At 40.3% G+C, this 22111-nt stretch carries 2 protein-coding genes; both read left to right on the forward strand.

The window, feature by feature from the left end; genetic code table 11:
* The first annotated feature begins 187 nt into the window (after positions 1-187).
* The gene (locus VAHSUH02_RS00900) at positions 188-12085 is read left to right on the forward strand and encodes an ESPR-type extended signal peptide-containing protein (RefSeq protein ID WP_105112026.1); all 11898 of its coding nucleotides are present in this window, start codon (positions 188-190) and stop codon (positions 12083-12085) included.
* A gap of 7 nt (positions 12086-12092) precedes the next feature.
* The gene (locus tag VAHSUH02_RS00905) at positions 12093-21857 is read left to right on the forward strand and encodes a YadA-like family protein (protein WP_105112027.1); all 9765 of its coding nucleotides are present in this window, start codon (positions 12093-12095) and stop codon (positions 21855-21857) included.
* The last annotated feature ends 254 nt before the right edge of the window (positions 21858-22111 follow it).

Below are 22111 nucleotides of genomic sequence, written 5' to 3' on the forward strand. Positions count from 1 at the left end.
TTGATTTGCAATTAAATATTCGCATAATGTATCGAATTTTATTGTTTGATATAGATAAAATATGATAAAATTATGAAATGAGCTTTAAAATATAATGGGTATATTTTGAGGCATAACGAAATACAAACACTAGAAAATAATTTATATAAGATATGGTTTTGAGAGATAGTTAGTAAAAGGAAAACGAATGAATAAGATTTTTAAAGTAATTTGGTCTAAGTCAAAACAGTGCTACATTGTAGTATCTGAAATTGCGAAGAACAAAACAGGTAAAAAGAAAATCGTAGTGGCCGGGATATTTGCGGCGTTGGCGATGGTTAATGGAGGACAAGCAACATTTGCAGCGTGGCCAGCAGGTGGAGAAGGAGCTCAAAGTGCATTTTGGATGGGGCGTTCATCCAGTGCAACAGGACAAAATGCTCAAGCTATAGGTGTGGCTGCGAATGCTTCTAGTGCTAAATCCGTTGCTATAGGTTCAGATAGTTTCGCGCAAGGTTATGCATTAGGGAATAATGTTACTGGTGCTACTGCTGTTGGTGGACATGCTAGTGCAATAGGGACCGGTGCGGTTGCTTTAGGATATCGAACACATGGAGATACAGTTTATGCGACTGCAATTGGCTCAGATTCTTCGGTTACAGGGCAATATGGTGTAGGCCTTGGTTGGAAGGCTAATGTATCTGCAGATAATTCCATTGCCGTGGGTGAACAATCTAAAGCTGTGAAAGAAGGATCCACTGTAATGGGACCCGCAGCTCGTGGCTATGGTAATGGTTCTTTATCTATTGGTTACCAGGCTTTGGCTGGGGCTAATGTTTATACAGGGGCAGCTAATGATCCTTCTCCATATAATGATACTCCAGCAACAATTAATAATTATGCCCAATGGGGGGATGCTGCTATTGGTTTACGTGCCGTTGCCACTGGTGGTAATGCCACTGCACTTGGTCGTAGTGCGAGAGCCGCTGCAGCTAACGCAATTGCAATCGGTGGTGGCAATGGTAGCGATGCTAATAATAATACTGAGAAAACAGAGGCTACAGGTGAGAAATCAACTGCAATTGGGTATAATGCCAAAGCGGGTGCTGAAAAGTCTACCGCGATTGGTGCTGGTGCAACTGCTTTGGGAGAAAGTGCATTTGCAGGTAGCGGTGCGACAGCTTCGGGGAGTTACTCCGTAGCAATTGGTAAAGCTACAGCTAGTGGTGGACAATCAATTTCTATTGGTAAGGACTCTGAAGCAACAGATAATGGTACCATTGCAGCAGGTGATCGTTCTAAGGCAAAAGCTGGAGGGGGCATTGCTATTGGTTATGATGGCCAAGCATTGAATATAAATGCAACGGCTGTAGGTAGTGAAGCACATGCAACTGGTAAGCAGTCAGCCGCATATGGCTTTAAATCTCAAGCATCTGAGCAAGATGCTACGGCTATAGGTAGTAATGCAATAGCTAGTGCTGTTAGAACGACTGCTTTAGGTGTAAATGCACAAGCATTAGGTAGTAATTCCGTAGCTATTGGAGGTGGTGCAGGGGGGACTGGCACAGTTGGTTTTGCAGAGGAGCTTAAGGCTGATGGTGGTGATATTAATCGTCTTAATCGGAATATTAATATTGCCACTACTGCAGAAGGTGATAATGCAGTAGCTCTTGGCTATTATGCTAATGCTGCAAATGGTGGTGTTGCTATTGGACAGACTTCTGTTGCTGCAACTGGTGGTGTAGCACTTGGTCAACGCGTATTAGAAGACACTGGCAATAAAGATGCTGGTGCAGTCGTAATTGGTCAAGATTCTACTGCTAAAGGAACATATTCAGTCTCAATAGGTCGACAAACAATTACTAAAGGATCGACCTCTTTAGCTATGGGTAATGGAGCCTCTGCAAATGGTGGTTACTCTGTTGCAATGGGTCGTAAGGTGGTTGCTGATGATACATCCACAGCGATAGGACATCATGCTTATGCATCAAAAGGCGGGTTGGCAATAGGTGCACAAGATAATGATACATCTGCTGATAGAACTACTGCTTCAGCAAAAGGTGCTTTGGCTATTGGTAAAAATACAAAGGCTAGTGCTGAGGATGCAGTAGCTATTGGTACAAATGCACAATCAACTTTGAAGGGCGCAGTTGCGTTAGGTAGTGGCTCTACAACTGCAACAACAGCTACAAAACAAACTTCAACTACGGTTAATGGTATTGCATATAACTTTGCGGGTGCTACTTCAGACCCTAACATGCAGGTTTCTGTTGGTGCAGCAGGTAAAGAACGTCAAATCAAGAACGTAGCAGCTGGTGAAGTATCTGCTACAAGTACAGATGCCATTAATGGTTCCCAATTATTTGCTGTTGCTAGCCAAATTAAACCTATCAATTACGTTTCAGTAAAATCATCAGCAGTTGGCAATAAAAATAATGATGGTGCTACAGGAAATGATGCTGTTGCAATTGGTCCAGGTGCTCAATCATCCGGTGATAATGGTGTTTCTTTAGGAAATGGTTCTCAAGCTAATGCCGAATCTGTAGTTTCTATTGGTTATCAATCAAATTATGGAGCTCAAAATAATTCTAAATCAATAGGAATTGGTTGGGCCGCAGGGTTTCAATCTAATGGAACAGAAAATGTTGGTATTGGTAGAGATGCGGGACGTAAATTAACAGGTAACAACAATGTTAGTATTGGTAAAAGTGCTGGCTCGGGTGATGTATACACTAGTGGGTCTGTATTAATGGGCCAAAGTGCTACTATTATTAATAGTACAGATAAGTCTGCGATTAATGATGTAGTGGCTATTGGTAATGGCGCACAAGGTGGCGCTGCTTCCTCTGTTGCAATAGGTAAAGGTGCCAAAGCACTAGGTTTCTCTACTATTGCAATCGGTGAAAATAGTAATGCTAAAGTAAAGGTCGGTTCGGCGCCTAGTATTGCTATAGGGCGCAATACTACTGCAAATGGTGATTATGCGGTTGCTCTTGGTGGTGGTGATAACTATGGTAATTTCCAAGGGGCTAAAGCTGCTGGTGTAGGTACTACTGCTATTGGCTCGGCAACGGTGACTAAGGATAGTACTGATTTCCAAACTGCAGTTGGTTTTGGAGCTACAACTGATGCAACTGAGGCGAGTGCATTTGGTCATCAGGCATCTGCTATAGCTAAAAATGCGACTGCATTAGGATCTGCTGCCTCTGCAACAGCAGAAAATGCCACAGCTCTTGGAACCGGTGCAATTGCTAAGGTAAAAGATGGCGTTGCAATAGGCTCCAGCTCTAAGGCTACTGTTGATAAAGGTGTTAAAGGATACGATCCAAATGATGGTCGTACTAATAAGTATGGTGGATTAACTAATAATATACTTACCAGCACAAATGCAGCGGTATCTGTTGGTGAGGGTGCTAGTGTAACTCGTCAAATTACTGGTGTAGCAGCTGGTACAAATAATACAGATGCAGTCAATGTGGCTCAATTAAAGAGCGTAAACCTTGCTTTCAGTGGCAATAGTGGCAATAATGATGTGAACCTTGCTAATGGTACATTGGCTATAAAAGGGGATACTACCTACATTACAACGACAGCAAATACAAATGGTATTACCATTGCTGGTAAAACACAGGATATTAGTGTTAATGCTAATGGCGTGGCATCAGCCAATAAAGGTATGGCTGATGCAAAAAACGTAGCGCAGTCTATTAATGATGCCATTTCTAAAAATGCATATACATGGACGGTATCTGCTAATGGTGATGCTGGTGAAAGCGTAGCAAAAAGTAATAAGGTAGATTTCAATGGTGATTCTTCTAATATTACTGTTGAACGTACAGGTAAGAAGATTACTACCAAATTAAATAAAGATATTACCGTAGATTCTGTGAAAGCTAGCAATAAGGTAACCGTAGGTACGGCAGCTAAACAACTAGTACTAGATGGTACAACAGGTGCAATGACGGCTGGTATTGGCGCTAATGCAATTAAATTAGATGGAACCGCTGCAACTATTACGGCTGGTTCCGGTAATAATGCGATTAGTTTAAATGGAACCAATGCACAGGCAACATTCGGTAGTGGTACTAATGCGGTTTCTATTAATGGTAAAACCGGTGCTGTGACAGGTCAAACTTTCACAGCGGGCAGTACGACAATTAATACTACCGGTTTAACAAGTGGTACTGGATCAAGTGCAGTTTCATTTGGTACAAATGGCATTAGTGCAGGTAATCAGACCATTACTGGTGTAGCTACTGGTGGTAGTACAGATAGTAATGCGGCTAATATTGGAGACGTTAAGCGTTATGTATCAGGTGCAACGCTTAACCTGACAGATGGAGCCAATAACGGTACTGTAAAACTAGACCAACAAAATCTTAAAGTGTCCGGTTCAAATGGTGTTAGAACTTACGTAAATGGACAAACTGTGACCGTTAGTCTTGATACGAATACTTATAATGCAACTACTAATGGTATTGGTATCAAAGGTGACAGTGGATTTGCCACAAAAAAATATCTTAAAGACGGCGATGCCATCTTTAATGTAACCGGTGATGGTAATCTTGTTAAGACTAGTTCTACTACAACAGGAGTTCAAGTATCTGTTGATTCCACAAAAGTAAAAGACTTAGCAGTAGATGCAGTAACCGTAAGTAAAGCTAATACTATAGATAATCCTATTACTGTAACTCCAACAGCAGGTATTAACTCTAAAGATTATGCAATTGGCATTGATACTACAAAACTTGCAGCTAAAACGAATTTAGCCTATACAGCCAATGGTGCTACAGCAAAAACTGTATCTTTAGCCAAAGGTCTTAATTTTGTTAATGGGACAAATACGGTGTCATCTGTAGATTCTGATGGCAAAGTATCTTTTGATTTAAATCAAGCCACAAAAGATTCTATTAATAAATCTGCTACAGCAGTAGGTCGCACTATTACGCTTAACGCGGATAGTGGTACAGGTTCTAGTCAGTCTTTAAGCAATGGTAATGTGTCCTTTGCGGTGAGTGGTGCCACTGGTGACTATATCTCCACTACCATGGATGGTAGTGCCGTAAAAGTATCTACAAAGCGTGCAACTATCAATAGTGATGCCAATACTGGTGCTGCTTCCGTAACAGGTGCTGATGGTTTAGCTACTGCTAAGAATGTAGCTAGTGCTATTAACTCTGCTGTTAATGGTTTGTCTCAAAACCTAAATATCAGTGATGGTACAAAAGATAGCTCTGTGGCTCTTAAAAGTCAAAAATTAACTATTACAGGTACAGGTGCAGCGACAACTACTGTTAATAATCAAACTATTACCGTTGATGTAGCAGAGGGAACGCTTTCAAATAATACAGACGGTACTGTGAAAGCCGATGCTGCTGGTGTAGCCACAACTAAAAATGTTGCGGACGTTATTAATAAGACTATCTCCGATAATCAATATAGCTGGAAACTATCTGCTAATGGCGAAGCCACTACTGCAACTGTAGGCAAAGGTGATATCGTAGATTTCACTGGCGATACTAATATTACAGTTGATCGTAATAATAAAGATATTTCAATTAAGCTAAACAAAGACCTTACAGGTTTAGATTCTGTTTCACTTGGTACTCTTGGCAATGAAACAATTAAGATTAATGGTAGAGATGGTAGTATTAAAGCTCGGAAAGCTGAATTTCTAGATAATGTTGGTGCTGGTTCTACTATTACTAGTGATCAGTTAAGCTTTACGAACGGTGCAACTGGTGCTAACAAGGCCACAACGACTATTGCTTTAGACACGGTATCTATTCAATCAGGACCTAATAGCAGTGCTCTTACGTCTAAAGATCTCACGTTTAGTGATGAAGATGGCAATATTGCAGAAGGCAGTGCCAAAGGTATGGGATTCCAGAATGCAGCCGGTAAAATGGTTCAATTTACTGTTGATGAAATCACTGCTGGTGGTAATAAAATTAAAGAGGTTGCTGAAGGTACCGCTGATACTGATGCGGTTAATGTTAAGCAATTGAAAGATACAATTGGCGGTCAATCCTTAACATATCGTGCAAATACATCGGCTGATACAGATGCTAAATCTGTTAAATTATCTAAAGGCTTAGACTTTGTAAATGGTACATCCACGGTAGCCTCTGTTGATGAAGATGGCAAAGTATCCTTTGATCTTAATACAGCAACTAAGACTCAAATCAATACGAATACTACAGATATTGCAACAAATAAAGACAATATAGCAACCAATACAGCAGATATTGCTACTAATAAAGGTAAAATTGCGACAAATACCACTAATATTGCAACAAACACAGCAAACATTGCTCATACTATTGCGTTAGCTGATGATAAAGGTACATCCACGACTGCTAAGTCCTTAAAAGATGGTAATGTATCTTTTAATATCAAAGGGGATAACAAGTATATCTCTACCGCTGCATCTGGTAATGATGTAACGTTGACGGTTAATGAACAAGCGATTAAGGATGCTGCTAAGTCTGCTTCTTCTTTCAAGGTGAAAGCGAATACTCATGCTGAAGAAGAGGTAAAAGGTGGCGATACTATTACCTTTAACAATGGTGATAACATTGAAATCAGCCAAACTGGTAAGACTTTCACCATCGGAACGGCTAAGAATATAACTGTTGATTCCGTAACTGCAGGTAATACGGTTATCAATACGTCTGGTTTAACAAATGGTACAACTGCTATTACAGGCACAGGTATTACAACAGATAAAGTAACTGTAGGTGGTATCTCTATTGATAAAACTGCTGGTATCAATGCTGGTGGTAAAGTTATCTCTAATGTAGCCAGCGGTACGGTAAACAATAATGCTACCGATGATTCCAATGCAGCGAACATTGGGGATGTGAAACAAGCTGTTGCTAACTTGTCTCAAAACCTTAATATTACTGATGGTACAAATAATGGCACTGTGGACCTTAAAAACCAAAAACTTAACGTGGCTGGTGCTAATGGTGTAACAGCGACTGTAAATAACCAAACGATCACAGTTGGTTTGGACGCGAATACTGTTAATGCTACAACGAAGGGTATTGGCCTTACTGCTGATACTGGTTCTACAGGTAATAAATACCTTAAAGACGGTGATGTATCCTTTGCGGTAACTGGCGATGGCAATCTTGTGAGCACGTCTGCTACGGCAGCGGGTGTGAAAGTTGCTGTTGATGCGGCTAAGGTGAAAGATTTAGCGGTAGCTGCTGTAACAGTAAGTAAGGATACGCAAGCTGACAATCCGATTACTGTAACCCCAACAGCGGGCACAAATTCTAAGGATTATGCAATTGGTATCGATACAACAAAACTTGCAGCTAAAACTGATTTAACATATCGTGCTAATAGTGCAGCAGATGCTAATGCGAAGAAGGTTTCTTTATCTAAAGGTCTTGATTTTGTAGATGGTGGATCCACTGTTGCTACAGTTGATAATGATGGCAAAGTATCCTTTGATCTTAATACGACAACTAAGAATCAAATCAACACGAATACCACAGATATTGCTGCTAATAAGGGTAATATCACTAAAAATACATCCGCTATTGCTACTAATACAGCAGCGTTAGCTAGACATATCTCCCTTGGTGCAGATACTGGCACTGCGTCCAGCCAATCCTTGAGCACTGCTGATGTGGCATTTAATGTGAAAGGCGCAACAGGTGACTTTGTATCTACTAATATGAATGGTAATACGGTTGAGATTTCTACAAAGCGTGCTACGATTAACAGTAATGCTACCACAGGTGAAGCATCTGTAACTGGTAATGATGGCTTGGCAACTGCGCAAAATGTAGCTGATGCTATCAACAAAGCGGCTGATGCAGCAAAAGCAGGTGCGGCTTGGAATATTACAACGAATTCCAGCACAACCGATAAAACGGCTGTTAAAGGCGGCGATACAGTAGATCTTGTTAATGGTGATAACATCGAGATTACACAAGATGGTACAGATAAAAAGAAGATTACTGTTGCTACTAAGAAAGATATTACTGTTGATTCTGTAACAGCTAATAACAAAGTAACTGTTGGTTCTGGTGCGAATAAAATTACCTTGGATGGTACTGATGGTTCTGTAACGGGTAAAGCTTTCACAGGTACTACTTTCACAGGCACATCATTTACAGGTACATCCTTCACGGCAGGCAATACGGTTATCAATACGAATGGTTTAACTAATGGCACAACGGCCATTACAGGCACTGGAGTGACAACAGATAATGTGACCGTTGGTGGTATTTCTATTGATAAAACGGCTGGCATCAATGCTGGTAACAAGGTCATTAGCAATGTGGCTAGCGGTGGCACTACATTGACGAATGCTGCGAATATTGGCGATGTTCAAAATGCAGTGGCTAACTTGTCTCAAAACCTCAATATTACGGACGGCACACATGATGGCACTGTAGACCTTAAAAATCAAAAACTTAATGTAGCTGGTGCCAATGGCGTAACGGCGACTGTTAATAATCAAACGATTACAGTTGGTTTGGATGCTGACACAGTTAATGCTACTACTAAGGGCATTGGCCTCACTGCTGACACTGGTTCCACAGGTAATAAATACCTTAAAGATGGGGACGTATCCTTTGCCGTGACCGGTGATGGCAGTCTTGTGAGCACATCTGCTACGGCAGCAGGGGTGAAAGTTGCTGTTAATTCCGCAACTATCACTGCTGGTACAGATGGCACAATTACAGGTCCTACCACTGATGGTGTAGCAACTGCTAAAAACGTAGCAGATGCTATCAATGCAGCTAAAAAAGCGTCTAAAACTGAAATCACTGCTAATACAGGTGAAGCAGCTAATGCAACAACAGGTAATGTGACATTAACATCTACCACAGCTGCAGATGGTCATACTATTTATGACGTAAAACTCAACGATAAGGTGACATTAGGTTCTGGTGCTAATGCGGTAACGATTGATGGTACATCGGGTGCTATTACAGGTAAAACGGCTACTATTGGTGGCGTTACTGTAAATGGTACGGCTAATACTATTGGCGGCTTATCTAATACAACTTGGAATGGTACAGCCGTATCTGGACGTGCTGCAACAGAAGACCAATTGAAAGCAGCCACTGGTGCTACGACATTGAAGTTCACAGGTGATGTAGCGGCTAATACTGGATCTGTAAATCTTAAAGATGATACATTCGGTATTAAAGGTGATGGGAAATACATCTCTACTGACGTAAATGGTAAAAATGTAAATCTTACAGTCTCTGAAGCAGAGGTTAAAAAATCTGCTGTAGCAGCTGTAACAGTCAGCACAGATACAACAGATACTAATAATCCATTGACCGTAACACCTACAACGAGTGCAGATGGTACCACTAAGGATTACAAGGTAACTATTGATGGTACTAAGATTGCTAACAAGACGAACTTGTCCTACAAAGCAAATAGTGGTACTGCTAAACAAGTATCTTTAGCAGATGGCTTAGACTTCACAAATGGTACTTTGACGACTGCATCTATCGATGATAAAGGCGTTGTAAAATATGATGTAAATACTGCATCTATCACTGCAGGTACAGATGGTACAATTACAGGCCCAACTACTGATGGCGTAGCAACAGCTAAAAACGTAGCTGATGCTATCAATGCAGCTAAAAAAGCGTCTAAAACTGAAATCACTGCTAATACAGGTGAAGCAGCTAATGCAACGACAGGTAATGTGACATTAACATCTACTACAGCTGCTGATGGTCATACTATTTATGATGTAAAACTCAATGATAAGGTGAAACTTGGTACTGGTGTTAATGCGGTAACGATTGATGGTACAACGGGTGCTATTACAGGTAAAACGGCTACTATTGGTGGCGTTACTGTAAATGGTACGGCTAATACTATTGGCGGTTTATCTAATACAACTTGGAATGGCACAGCTACTACTGGCCGAGCTGCAACAGAAGATCAATTGAAAGCTGTTGCAGATGCTGCATCTAGTCAAACTTGGAATATTACGGCAGACAAAGCTGGTACAACTGGTAATCAAACAGGTACTAAGAAAAATGCTACTGTTGGCAAGGATGAAACTGTCGAATTGGTTGCAGGGGATAACCTTACAATTAATCAAGATGAACGTAAGTTTACTTATTCATTGAATAAGGATCTTGCTGGTTTGACTAGCGTATCTGTCGGTACTGGTACAACTGAAACCATTAAACTTGATGGCGCAACTGGTAAAATTACTGCTAAAAATGCAGTTATCGGTGGTGTAACTGTCGATGGTGATAATAATCATGTAACTGGCTTGGCCAATACAACTTGGAATGGTACAGCTACAACTGGCCGTGCAGCGACGGAAGATCAATTGAAAGCAGTGGCTGAAACAGCTAAAACGACTACTGATGCAGTTAACTTGAAATTCGCTGGCGATACAAATACATCCCCTGGTGTAGTCAATCTGAAAGATGATACATTGGGTGTTGTTGGTGATGGTAAATATGTATCTACTGATGCGAATGGCAAGAATTTGACTGTGAAAGTATCTGAAGCAGAGGTTAAAAAATCGGCTGTAGCTGCTGTAACAGTAAGCACAGATACAACAGATGCCAATAATCCATTGACTGTAACACCGACAACTAGTGCGGATGGTACAACTAAGGATTACAAGGTAACTATTGATGGTACTAAGATTGCGAATAAGACGAACTTGTCCTATAAGGCAAATGATGGTACTGCAAAACAAGTTTCCTTAGCCGATGGTCTAAACTTCAAGAATGGTACGTTAACAACTGCATCTATCGATGATAATGGCGTTGTGAAATACGATGTAAATACAGCATCTATCACTGCTGGTACAGATGGTACAATTACAGGTCCAACTACAGATGGTGTAGCAACAGCTAAAAACGTAGCCGATGCTATCAATGCAGCTAAAAAAGCGTCTAAAACTGAAATCACTGCTAACACTGGTGAAGCAGCTAATGCAACAACAGGTAATGTGACATTAACATCTACTACAGCTGCTGATGGTCATACTATTTATGATGTAAAACTCAACGATAAAGTAACGTTGGGCTCTGGTGCTAATGCGGTAACAATAGATGGTACAGCTGGTAAAGCTACGATTGGTTCCTCTGTCATTAATGGTGTCAATAACACATTCACTACAGGTGGTGCTAAGGCCGTAACCTTAGATGGTGCCACAGGCACAATTACAGGTACAACTGCCAATATCGGTGGTGTTACTGTTAACGGTACGGCTAATACTATTGGCGGCTTATCTAATACAACTTGGAATGGTACTGCTACTACTGGCCGAGCTGCAACAGAAGACCAATTGAAAGCTGTTGCAGATGCTGCGGGTAGCCAAACTTGGGAAATCACAGCAGATAAAGATGCGGCTACGTCTGGTGCCCAAACAGGTACTAAGAAAAATGCTAAAGTAGGTAAAGACGACAAAGTTCAATTGATTGCTGGTGAAAATCTCACAGTAAATCAAAATGAACGAGACTTTACATACTCCTTGAATAAGGATCTTGTGAAGATGAACTCTGCAACCTTTGAAGCAACAGGCGGTAAAACAACTGTTATCAAAGGCGATAGCATTGTTCAAACTGATGGTGCTAATGTAAATACATCTAATGCTACATCCAATACAATTACAGATGGTACAAACACAAGTGCAATCACAGCTGGTAAAGGACAAATTGGTTCCGTTGGAATCGATGGTATTGCAAGCAAGATTACGACTGGTGGTGCCAATGCAGTAGTGATTAATGGTGCTGATGGCACAATTAAGACTGGTACAGTAACAGTAACTGGTGGTACAACAAACGATATCACTGGTTTATCTAACACAACTGTAACAGCAGCCGATTTTGCAACGAAGGGCCGTGCGGCTACTGAAGAACAATTAAAGGCTGCCACTGGTGCTACCACGTTGAAGTTCACAGGTGATGTAGCAACCAATACTGGTTCCGTAAATCTTAAGGATGATACATTCGGTATTAAAGGTGATGGTAAATACATCTCTACTGACGTAAACGGTAAAAATGTAAATCTTACAGTCTCTGAAGCAGAAGTTAAAAAAATCTGCTGTCGCTGCTGTAACAGTAAGTACAGATACAACAGATGCTAATAATCCATTGACTGTAATACCTACAACGAGTGCAGATGGTACAACTAAGGATTACAAGGTAACTATTGATGGTACTAAGATTGCGAATAAGACGAACTTGTCCTATAAGGCAAATGATGGTACTGCAAAACAAGTTTCATTAGCCGATGGCTTGAACTTTAAAAATGGTACGTTAACAACTGCATCTATCGATGATAATGGCGTTGTGAAATATGATGTAAATACAGCATCTATCACTGCTGGTGCAGATGGCACAATTACAGGCCCAACTACAGATGGTGTAGCAACAGCTCAAAACGTAGCTGATGCTATCAATGCAGCTAAGAAAGCAGCTAAAACTGAAATTACTGCTAATGCTGGTGAGGCTGCTAATTCTACTAAAGGTAATGTAACATTAACATCTACTACAGCGGCAGATGGTCATACTATTTATGATGTAAAACTCAACGATAAAGTAACGTTGGGCTCTGGTGCTAATGCGGTAACAATAGATGGTACAGCTGGTAAAGCTACGATTGGTTCTTCTATTGTGGATGGTGTAAATAATACATTCACAACAGGTGGTGCAAGCCCTGTAACATTAAATGGTGCTACAGGTACAATCACAGGTAAGACTGCTAATATTGGTGGTGTTACTGTAGATGGTACAAATAACCATGTAATGGGTCTTGCGAATAAAGACTGGACACCAGGTGTAACACAAGCTGTTTCTGGTCGTGCTGCAACAGAAGATCAATTGCAAAAGGTATCTGACGCAGTTGGCGCTGGTTGGAAAGTAAACACTGGTAAGGTCACTGGATCTACAGGTGAATCTAATGGTGCTGCATCTACTAAGGTAGCAAGCGGTGAAGAAGTTCAATTCCAAGCTGGTAACAACTTAATTGTTGATCAAAATGGTAAAACTGTAGCGTACTCCTTGAATAAGGCGCTTAAAGATTTGGAATCTGCTACGTTCAATGGTACAGGTACTAACAAAACTGTTATTACTGGTGATTCCATTACGCAAACTGCAGGTACACAAACAAATACATCTACTGCAGGTGGTAATATTGTAGCTGATGGTACTAAGTCCACAGAAACGACAGCAGCTGGTCAAGTAATTAAAGATGGTGCTAAGTCCAATAAATCTACTGTAGATAACAATGTAATTGATGATGGTAATGGCAATGTAAATACATCCAATGCTACATCAAATACGATTACAGATGGTACAAATACTACAGCAACAACATCCAGCTCTGTAACGGTTAAAGATAATGCTGGTAACAGTACAGTTATTACAAAAGACAACATTACAACTGGTGTTGGTGGTAACAAAATTACTCTTGATGGTACAGCTGGTAAGGCTACAGTTGGCGCATCTGTAGTTGATGGTGTAAACAACACATTCACAACTGGTGGTGCTAATGCTGTTAAGTTAGATGGTGTAGCCGGCACAATTAAGACTGGTACAGTAACAGTAACTGGTGGTACTACAAACGATATCACTGGTTTGTCTAACACAACCGTAACCGCAGCAGACTTTGCAACGAAAGGCCGTGCGGCTACAGAAGAACAATTAAAAGCTGTAGGAGAACAAACATGGCAAATCACGGCAGATAAAGATGCTACTACTTCTGGTGCTCAAACAGGTACTAAGAAGGATGCTAAGGTAGGTAAAGATGATAAAGTTCAATTGATTGCTGGCGAAAACATGACCATAAATCAAAATGAACGAGACTTTACATTCACTCTTAACAAAGATCTTGTGAAGATGAATTCTGCAACCTTTGAAGCAACAGGCGGTAAAACAACTGTTATCAAAGGCGATAGCATCGTTCAAACTGATGGTACTAAGACTAATACTGCTACAGCGTCTGGTAATAATGTAGCAAATGGTACTAAGTCCACAGAAACTACAGCAGATGGTCAAGTAATTAAAGACGGTGCTAAGTCCAATAAATCTACTGTAGATAGTAATGTAATCAATGATGGCAATGGTAATGTAAATACATCCAATGCTACATCGAATACCATTACAGATGGTACTAATACAAGTACTATTACTGCTGGTAAGGCTACGATTGGTTCTTCTATTGTAGATGGTGTAAATAATACATTCACAACAGGTGGTGCAAGCCCTGTAACATTAAATGGTGCTACAGGTACAATCACAGGTAAGACTGCTAATATTGGTGGTGTTACTATAGATGGTACAAATAACCATGTAATGGGTCTTGCGAATAAAGACTGGACACCAGGTGTAACACAAGCTGTTTCTGGTCGTGCTGCAACAGAAGATCAATTGCAAAAGGTATCTGACGCAGTTGGTGCTGGTTGGAAAGTAAACACTGGTAAGGTCACTGGATCTACAGGTGAATCTAATGGTGCTGCATCTACTAAGGTAGCAAGCGGTGAAGAAGTTCAATTCCAAGCTGGTAACAACTTAATTGTTGATCAAAATGGTAAAACTGTAGCGTACTCCTTGAGTAAGGCGCTTAAAGATTTGGAATCTGCTACGTTCAATGGTACAGGTACTAACAAAACTGTTATTACTGGTGATTCCATTACACAAACTGCAGGTACTCAAATGAATACATCTACTGCAGGTGGCAACACTGTAGCAGATGGTACTAAGTCCACAGAAACTACAGCAGCTGGTCAAGTGATTAAAGATGGTGCTAAGTCTAATAAATCTACTGTAGATAACAATGTAATTGATGATGGTAATGGCAATGTAAATACATCCAATGCTACATCAAATACGATTACAGATGGTACAAATACTACAGCAACAACATCTAGCTCTGTAACGGTTAAAGATAATGCTGGTAACAGTACAGTTATTACAAAAGACAACATTACAACTGGTGTTGGTGGTAACAAAATCACTCTTGATGGCACAGCTGGTAAGGCTACAGTTGGCGCCTCTGTAATTGATGGTGTAAACAACACATTCACAACTGGTGGTGCTAATGCTGTTAAGTTAGATGGTGTAGCCGGTACAATCAAAACTGGTACTGTAACAGTAACTGGTGGTACAACAAACGATATCACTGGATTGTCTAACACAACCGTAACCGCAGCAGACTTTGCAACAAAAGGTCGTGCCGCTACAGAAGAACAATTAAAAGCTGTAGGAGAACAAACATGGCAAATCACGGCAGATAAAGATGCTACTACTTCTGGTGCTCAAACAGGTACTAAGAAGGATGCTAAGGTAGGTAAAGATGACAAAGTTCAATTGATTGCTGGCGAAAATATGACAGTAAACCAAAATGAACGAGACTTTACATTTACTCTTAACAAAGATCTTGTGAAGATGAACTCTGCTACATTCCTTGGTACAGGTACTAACAAAACTGTTATTACTGGTGATTCTATTACGCAAACTGCTGGTACTCAAACGAATACATCTACTGCAGCTGGTAATACTGTAGCTGATGGTACTAAGTCCACAGAAACTACAGCAGCTGGTCAAGTGATTAAAGATGGTGCTAAGTCTAATAAATCTACTGTAGATAACAATGTAATTGATGATGGTAATGGCAATGTAAATACATCCAATGCTACATCAAATACGATTACAGATGGTACAAATACTACAGCAACAACATCTAGCTCTGTAACGGTTAAAGATAATGCTGGTAACAGTACAGTTATTACAAAAGACAACATTACAACTGGTGTTGGTGGTAACAAAATTACTCTTGATGGTACAGCTGGTAAGGCTACAGTTGGCGCCTCTGTAATTGATGGTGTAAACAACACATTCACAACTGGTGGTGCTAATGCTGTTAAGTTAGATGGTGTAGCCGGTACAATCAAAACTGGTACTGTAACAGTAACTGGTGGTACAACAAACGATATCACTGGATTGTCTAACACAACCGTAACCGCAGCAGACTTTGCAACAAAAGGTCGTGCCGCTACAGAAGAACAATTAAAAGCTGTAGGCGAACAAACATGGCAAATCACTGCAGACAAAGATGCTACTACTTCTGGTGCTCAAACAGGTACTAAGAAAAATGCTAAAGTAGGTAAAGACGATAAAGTTCAATTGATTGCTGGTGAAAACCTTACAGTAAACCAAAACGAACGAGACTTCACATACTCCTTGAATAAAGATCTTGTGAAGATGAACTCTGCAACCTTTGAAGCCACAGGTGGTAGAACTACTGTTATTAAAGGCGATAGCATCGTTCAAACTGATGGCACAAAAGTGAATACATCTACAGCAGGTGGTAGTACCGTTGCAGATGGTACTAAGTCCACAGAAACTACAGCAGATGGTCAAGTCATTAAAGATGGTGCTAAGTCTAACAAGTCCACTGTAGATAGTAATGTTATTGATGATGGTAATGGTAATGTAAATACATCCAATGCTACATCTAACACAATTACAGATGGTACAAATACAAGTACAGTTACTGCTGGTAAAGCACAAATTGGTACAGTAGGTATCGACGGTGTAGCAAGCAAGATTACTACAGGTGGTGCTAATGCTGTTGTGATTAATGGTGCAGATGGCACAGTTAAGACTGGGACAGTAACGGTAATTGGTGGTACTACAAACGATATTACTGGTTTGTCTAATACCACCGTAACCGCAGCAGACTTTGCAACGAAAGGCCGTGCGGCTACAGAAGAACAATTAAAAGCTGTAGGCGAACAAACATGGCAAATCACTGCAGATAAAGATGCTACTACATCTGGTGTACAAATAGGTACTAAGAAAGATGCCAAGGTAGGTAAAGACGATAAAGTTCAATTGATCGCTGGTGAAAACCTCACAGTGAACCAAAATGAACGAGACTTCACATACTCCTTGAATAAAGATCTTGTGAAGATGAATTCTGCAACCTTTGGAGCAACAGGCGGTAAAACAACTGTTATCAAAGGCGATAGCATTGTTCAAACAGATGGAACAAAAGTGAATACATCTACTGCAGCGGGTAATACTGTAGTCGATGGTGCTAAATCTACAGCCACTACAGCTGATGGGACAACTGTAACTACTGCTAACGGAAATACTAATTACGCAGCAGATGGTGTACGTATCAATACAACTGGTAAGACTCCTGTATCGTTAACGGATGCCGGCTTAGATAATGGCAATAATGTAATTAAAAATGTTGCCAGTGGTCATGTGAATAATGATGCTACAGATAATACAAATGCAGCTAACATTGCAGATGTGAAAAAAGCAACAACTACAGTGACTGCAAATGCCGGTGAAGCAGCTAATGCAACGACAGGTAATGTAACATTAACATCTACTACAGCGGCAGATGGTCATACTATTTATGATGTAAAACTCAACGATAAAGTAACGTTGGGCTCTGGTGCTAATGCGATAACGATTGATGGTACAGCAGGCAAGGCAACTTTTGGCTCTTCCGTTGTGGATGGCGTAAACAACACATTTACTACTGGTGGCGCTAATGCTGTTAAGTTAGATGGTGCAGCCGGTACAATTAAGACTGGTACAGTAACAGTAACTGGTGGTACTACAAACGATATCACTGGTTTGTCTAACACAACCGTAACCGTAGCAGACTTTGCAACGAAAGGCCGTGCGGCTACAGAAGAACAATTAAAAGCTGTAGGAGAACAAACATGGCAAATCACGGCAGATAAAGATGCTACTACATCTGGTGCTCAAACAGGTACTAAGAAGGATGCTAAGGTAGGTAAAAATGACAAAGTTCAATTGATTGCTGGCGAAAACATGACAGTAAACCAAAATGAACGAGACTTTACATTCACTCTTAACAAAGATCTTGTGAAGATGAATTCTGCAACCTTTGAAGCAACAGGCGGTAAAACAACTGTTATTAAAGGCGATAGCATTGTTCAAACCGATGGCACAAAAGTGAATACATCTACAGCAGGTGGTAATACAGTTGCAGATGGTACTAAGTCCACAGAAACTACAGCAGATGGTCAAGTGATTAAAGATGGTGCTAAGTCTAATAAATCTACTGTAGATAACAATGTAATTGATGATGGTAATGGTAATGTAAATACATCCAATGCAACATCTAACACTATTACAGATGGTACAAATACTACAGCAACAACATCTAGCTCTGTAACTGTCAAAGATAATGCTGGTAACAGCACAGTTATTACAAAAGATAATGTTACAACTGGTGTTGGTGGTAACAAAATCACTCTTGATGGTACAGCTGGTAAGGCTACAATTGGTTCCTCTGTAGTTGATGGTGTAAATAACACATTCACTACAGGCGGTACTAATGCGGTAACTATGAATGGTGCTGCTGGTACTATTAAGACTGGTACTGTAACAGTAACCGGTGGTACAACAAACGATATCACTGGATTGTCCAATACAACTGTAAATTCTGCAGATTTTGCAACGAAAGGTCGTGCGGCTACAGAAGAACAATTAAAAGCTGTAGGCGAACAAACATGGCAAATCACGGCAGACAAAGATGCTACTACTTCTGGTGCTCAAACAGGTACTAAGAAAGATGCTAAGGTTGGTAAAGACGACAAAGTTCAATTGATTGCTGGTGAAAATATGACAGTAAACCAAAATGAACGAGACTTTACATTCACCCTTAACAAAGATCTTGTGAAGATGAACTCTGCCACATTCCTTGGCACAGGTACAAATAAAACTGTTATTACTGGTGATTCCATTACACAAACTGCAGGTACGCAAACGAATACATCTACTGCAGGTGGCAACACTGTAGCTGATGGTACTAAGTCCACAGAAACTACAGCTGCTGGTCAAGTGATTAAAGACGGTACTAAGACAAATACATCTACTGTTGATGAAAATACAATTGTAGATGGTACTAAGTCTAATAAATCTACTGTGGATGGTAATACTATTACAGATGGTACAAATACTACAGCAACAACATCTAGCTCTGTAACTGTTAAAGATAACGCTGGTAACAGCACAGTTATTACAAAAGATAACATTACAACTGGTGTAGGTGCTAACAAAGTTACCCTTGATGGTACAGCAGGTAAGGCTACGATTGGTTCTTCCATTGTGGATGGTGTAAACAACACATTCACAACTGGTGGCGCTAATGCTGTTAAGTTAGATGGTGTAGCCGGCACAATTAAGACTGGTACAGTAACAGTAACTGGTGGTACAACAAACGATATCACTGGATTGTCCAATACAACTGTAAACTCTGCAGATTTTGCAACAAAAGGCCGTGCGGCTACAGAAGAACAATTAAAAGCTGTAGGCGAACAAACATGGCAAATCACGGCAGATAAAGATGCTACTACGTCTGGTGCTCAAACAGGTACTAAGAAGGATGCTAAGGTTGGTAAAGATGACAAAGTTCAATTGATTGCTGGCGAAAACATGACAGTAAACCAAAATGAACGAGACTTTACATTCACCCTTAACAAAGATCTTGTGAAGATGAACTCTGCCACATTCCTTGGTACAGGCAGTAATACGACAGTCATTACTGGCAACAGTATTACACAAACTGCGGGTACTCAAACGAATACATCTACAGCAGCTGGTAACACGATAGTAAATGGTACTAAATCTACAGAAACCACAGCAGATGGTCAAGTCATTAAAGATGGTGCTAAGTCTAACAAGTCCACTGTAGATAGTAATGTTATCGATGATGGTAATGGTAATGTAAATACATCCAATGCAACATCGAATACCATTACTGATGGTACTAATACAAGTACAATCACTGCTGGTAAAGCCAACATTGGAAATATTGCTGTTGATGGTGTAAACAATAAGATTACTATGGGGAATGGTGCAACTCCTGTTACACTAGATGGCGCTAATGGTCATTTGGATGGTTTAACTAATACCACATGGGTTCCAGGTGTAACAAAAGCTACTACTGGACGTGCTGCTACAGAAGATCAATTGCAACAAGTATCTGATGCAGTAGGCGCTGGTTGGAAGGTGAATACTGGTACCGTTGCTGGTTCTAGCGGTGTATCTAATGGTGCTGCTTCAACTAAGGTATCCAGTGGTGAAGAAGTAAAACTTCAAGCCGGAGATAATCTTGTCATCGACCAAAATGGCAAAACAGTATCTTATTCCTTGAATAAAGACCTTACTAAGATGAATTCTGCAACCTTTGAAGCAACAGGCGGTAAAACAACTGTTATCAAAGGTGATAGCATCGTTCAAACAGATGGTGGTAAAACAAATACATCTAATGCAGCGGGTAACACTGTTGTAGATGGTAATAAATCAACTGCTACAACTGCAGCAGGTATTACTATCACTGATGGTGCTAAGACGAACACATCTACAGCTGATAAAAATGTAATTAATGATGGCGCAGGTAATACTAATGTATCCAATGCAACTAGTAATACATTGAAAAATGCAGCTGGTGATGAAACTAAGTCTGATGCTAAGGGAGTAACTGTTAAAGATGCTGCTGGCAACAATGCAACTTTCACTAAAGATGGCATAACGATTACAAAAACTGGTAAAGATACTGTTTCCTTGACTAGCGATGGCCTCGATAATGGCAAGAATAAGATTGTGAATGTTGCGGCTGGTGTGGCGAATACAGATGCAGTTAATGTTGGTCAGTTGAAAGAGTATGCTGCTAAGTCCACTACTGAATTGACTGCTAATAATGGTGAAACTGCAGGTAGTACGACGGGCAATATTGTATTAACTAAGACAACTGCTGCCGATGGTCATACAATTTACGACAATAAGTTGAATGATAAGATTACATTAGGGTCAGATCCAACTAAGGCGGTTACAGTAGATGGTACTACTGGCATGGTAACAGGCTTAACTAATAAAACATGGACACCAGGTTCTATCGTTTCTGGCCGTGCAGCTACAGAGGATCAATTGAAAGATGCCGTAGCTGATTCTGGTTGGAAGGCTGCTGTTGATAAAGAGGGATCTGGTCAAAGCACTGTTGTAGGTACAAGCCCTGAAAAAATTAAGGCTGAAGAAACCGTTACTTTCAAAGCAGGCAATAACATGATGGTTACTCAAACAGGTAAATCTATCAGTTATGCAGTCAACCCTGAGCTTACAAATATGACGTCTGCTACATTTAAGGATGCGGCTGGCAATACAACGGTAACAAATGGCAATGGTATTACCATTACGCCTGGTAGTGCGAACCCTACAAATCCACATGCAGGTCCTGTATCCTTAACGAAGGATGGCCTCAATAATGGTAATAACCAAATTAAAGGGGTTGCACCAGGTACAGATCCAACAGATGCAGTGAATGTATCTCAATTAAATACGTCCAATGCAAATACTAGCCAAGCTATCAATCAAATAGCTGGTGAAGTGCAACATGTTGGTGCTCATGCGGCGGCAATGGCAGCATTGAAACCTATTCAATATGACCCATTGGAACCAACACAAGTCATGGCCGGTGTAGGCAACTATCGTGGTGAAACTGCGGCAGCCCTTGGCCTTGCGCATTACACAAATGAAAACACTATGTTCAACGTAGGCGTTTCCGTTGGTGGTAACCATAATATGGTTAATGCTGGTGTAACTCATAAATTTGGTTACAGCCCAGAAAAGAAAAATATTCCAGATCGTTACAAAGCAGGCCCTATTAGCTCTGTGTATGTAATGCAAGATGAAGTCTCTAGCCTTAAAAAGGAAAATGCGGAACAAAAATATGTTATCGCGGACCAAGCAGCTCGTCTTACTACATTAGAAGCTGAGAACGAACAACAACGTCGTGAATTGGCAGAAACGAAGAAGGGCTTAGATGATTTGAAAGCAGCGGTAGATAAATTGTTAGCATCCAAAGGCTAAGTAATATATGATTGATAATAAAAATCAACTTGTAAAGATATAATAATCTTGGAATAAAATAAAGAACCCTCTTAACTACGATACTTATACCCTGATAGGTATAAAACGTATGCAAGGGGGTTCTTTGCGTTTTTGATATAAGTTATTATTTAAAATATATGATATATGAATGACTTCTCATATGTTATATGATATAATACGGTAATATTATGGGAAGTTTAATGTAATCTCTTGAGGTTTATTATGAGGAGTCA

It is taken from the genome of Veillonella atypica KON (genome assembly GCF_002959915.1).
Taxonomy (GTDB): domain Bacteria; phylum Bacillota; class Negativicutes; order Veillonellales; family Veillonellaceae; genus Veillonella; species Veillonella atypica.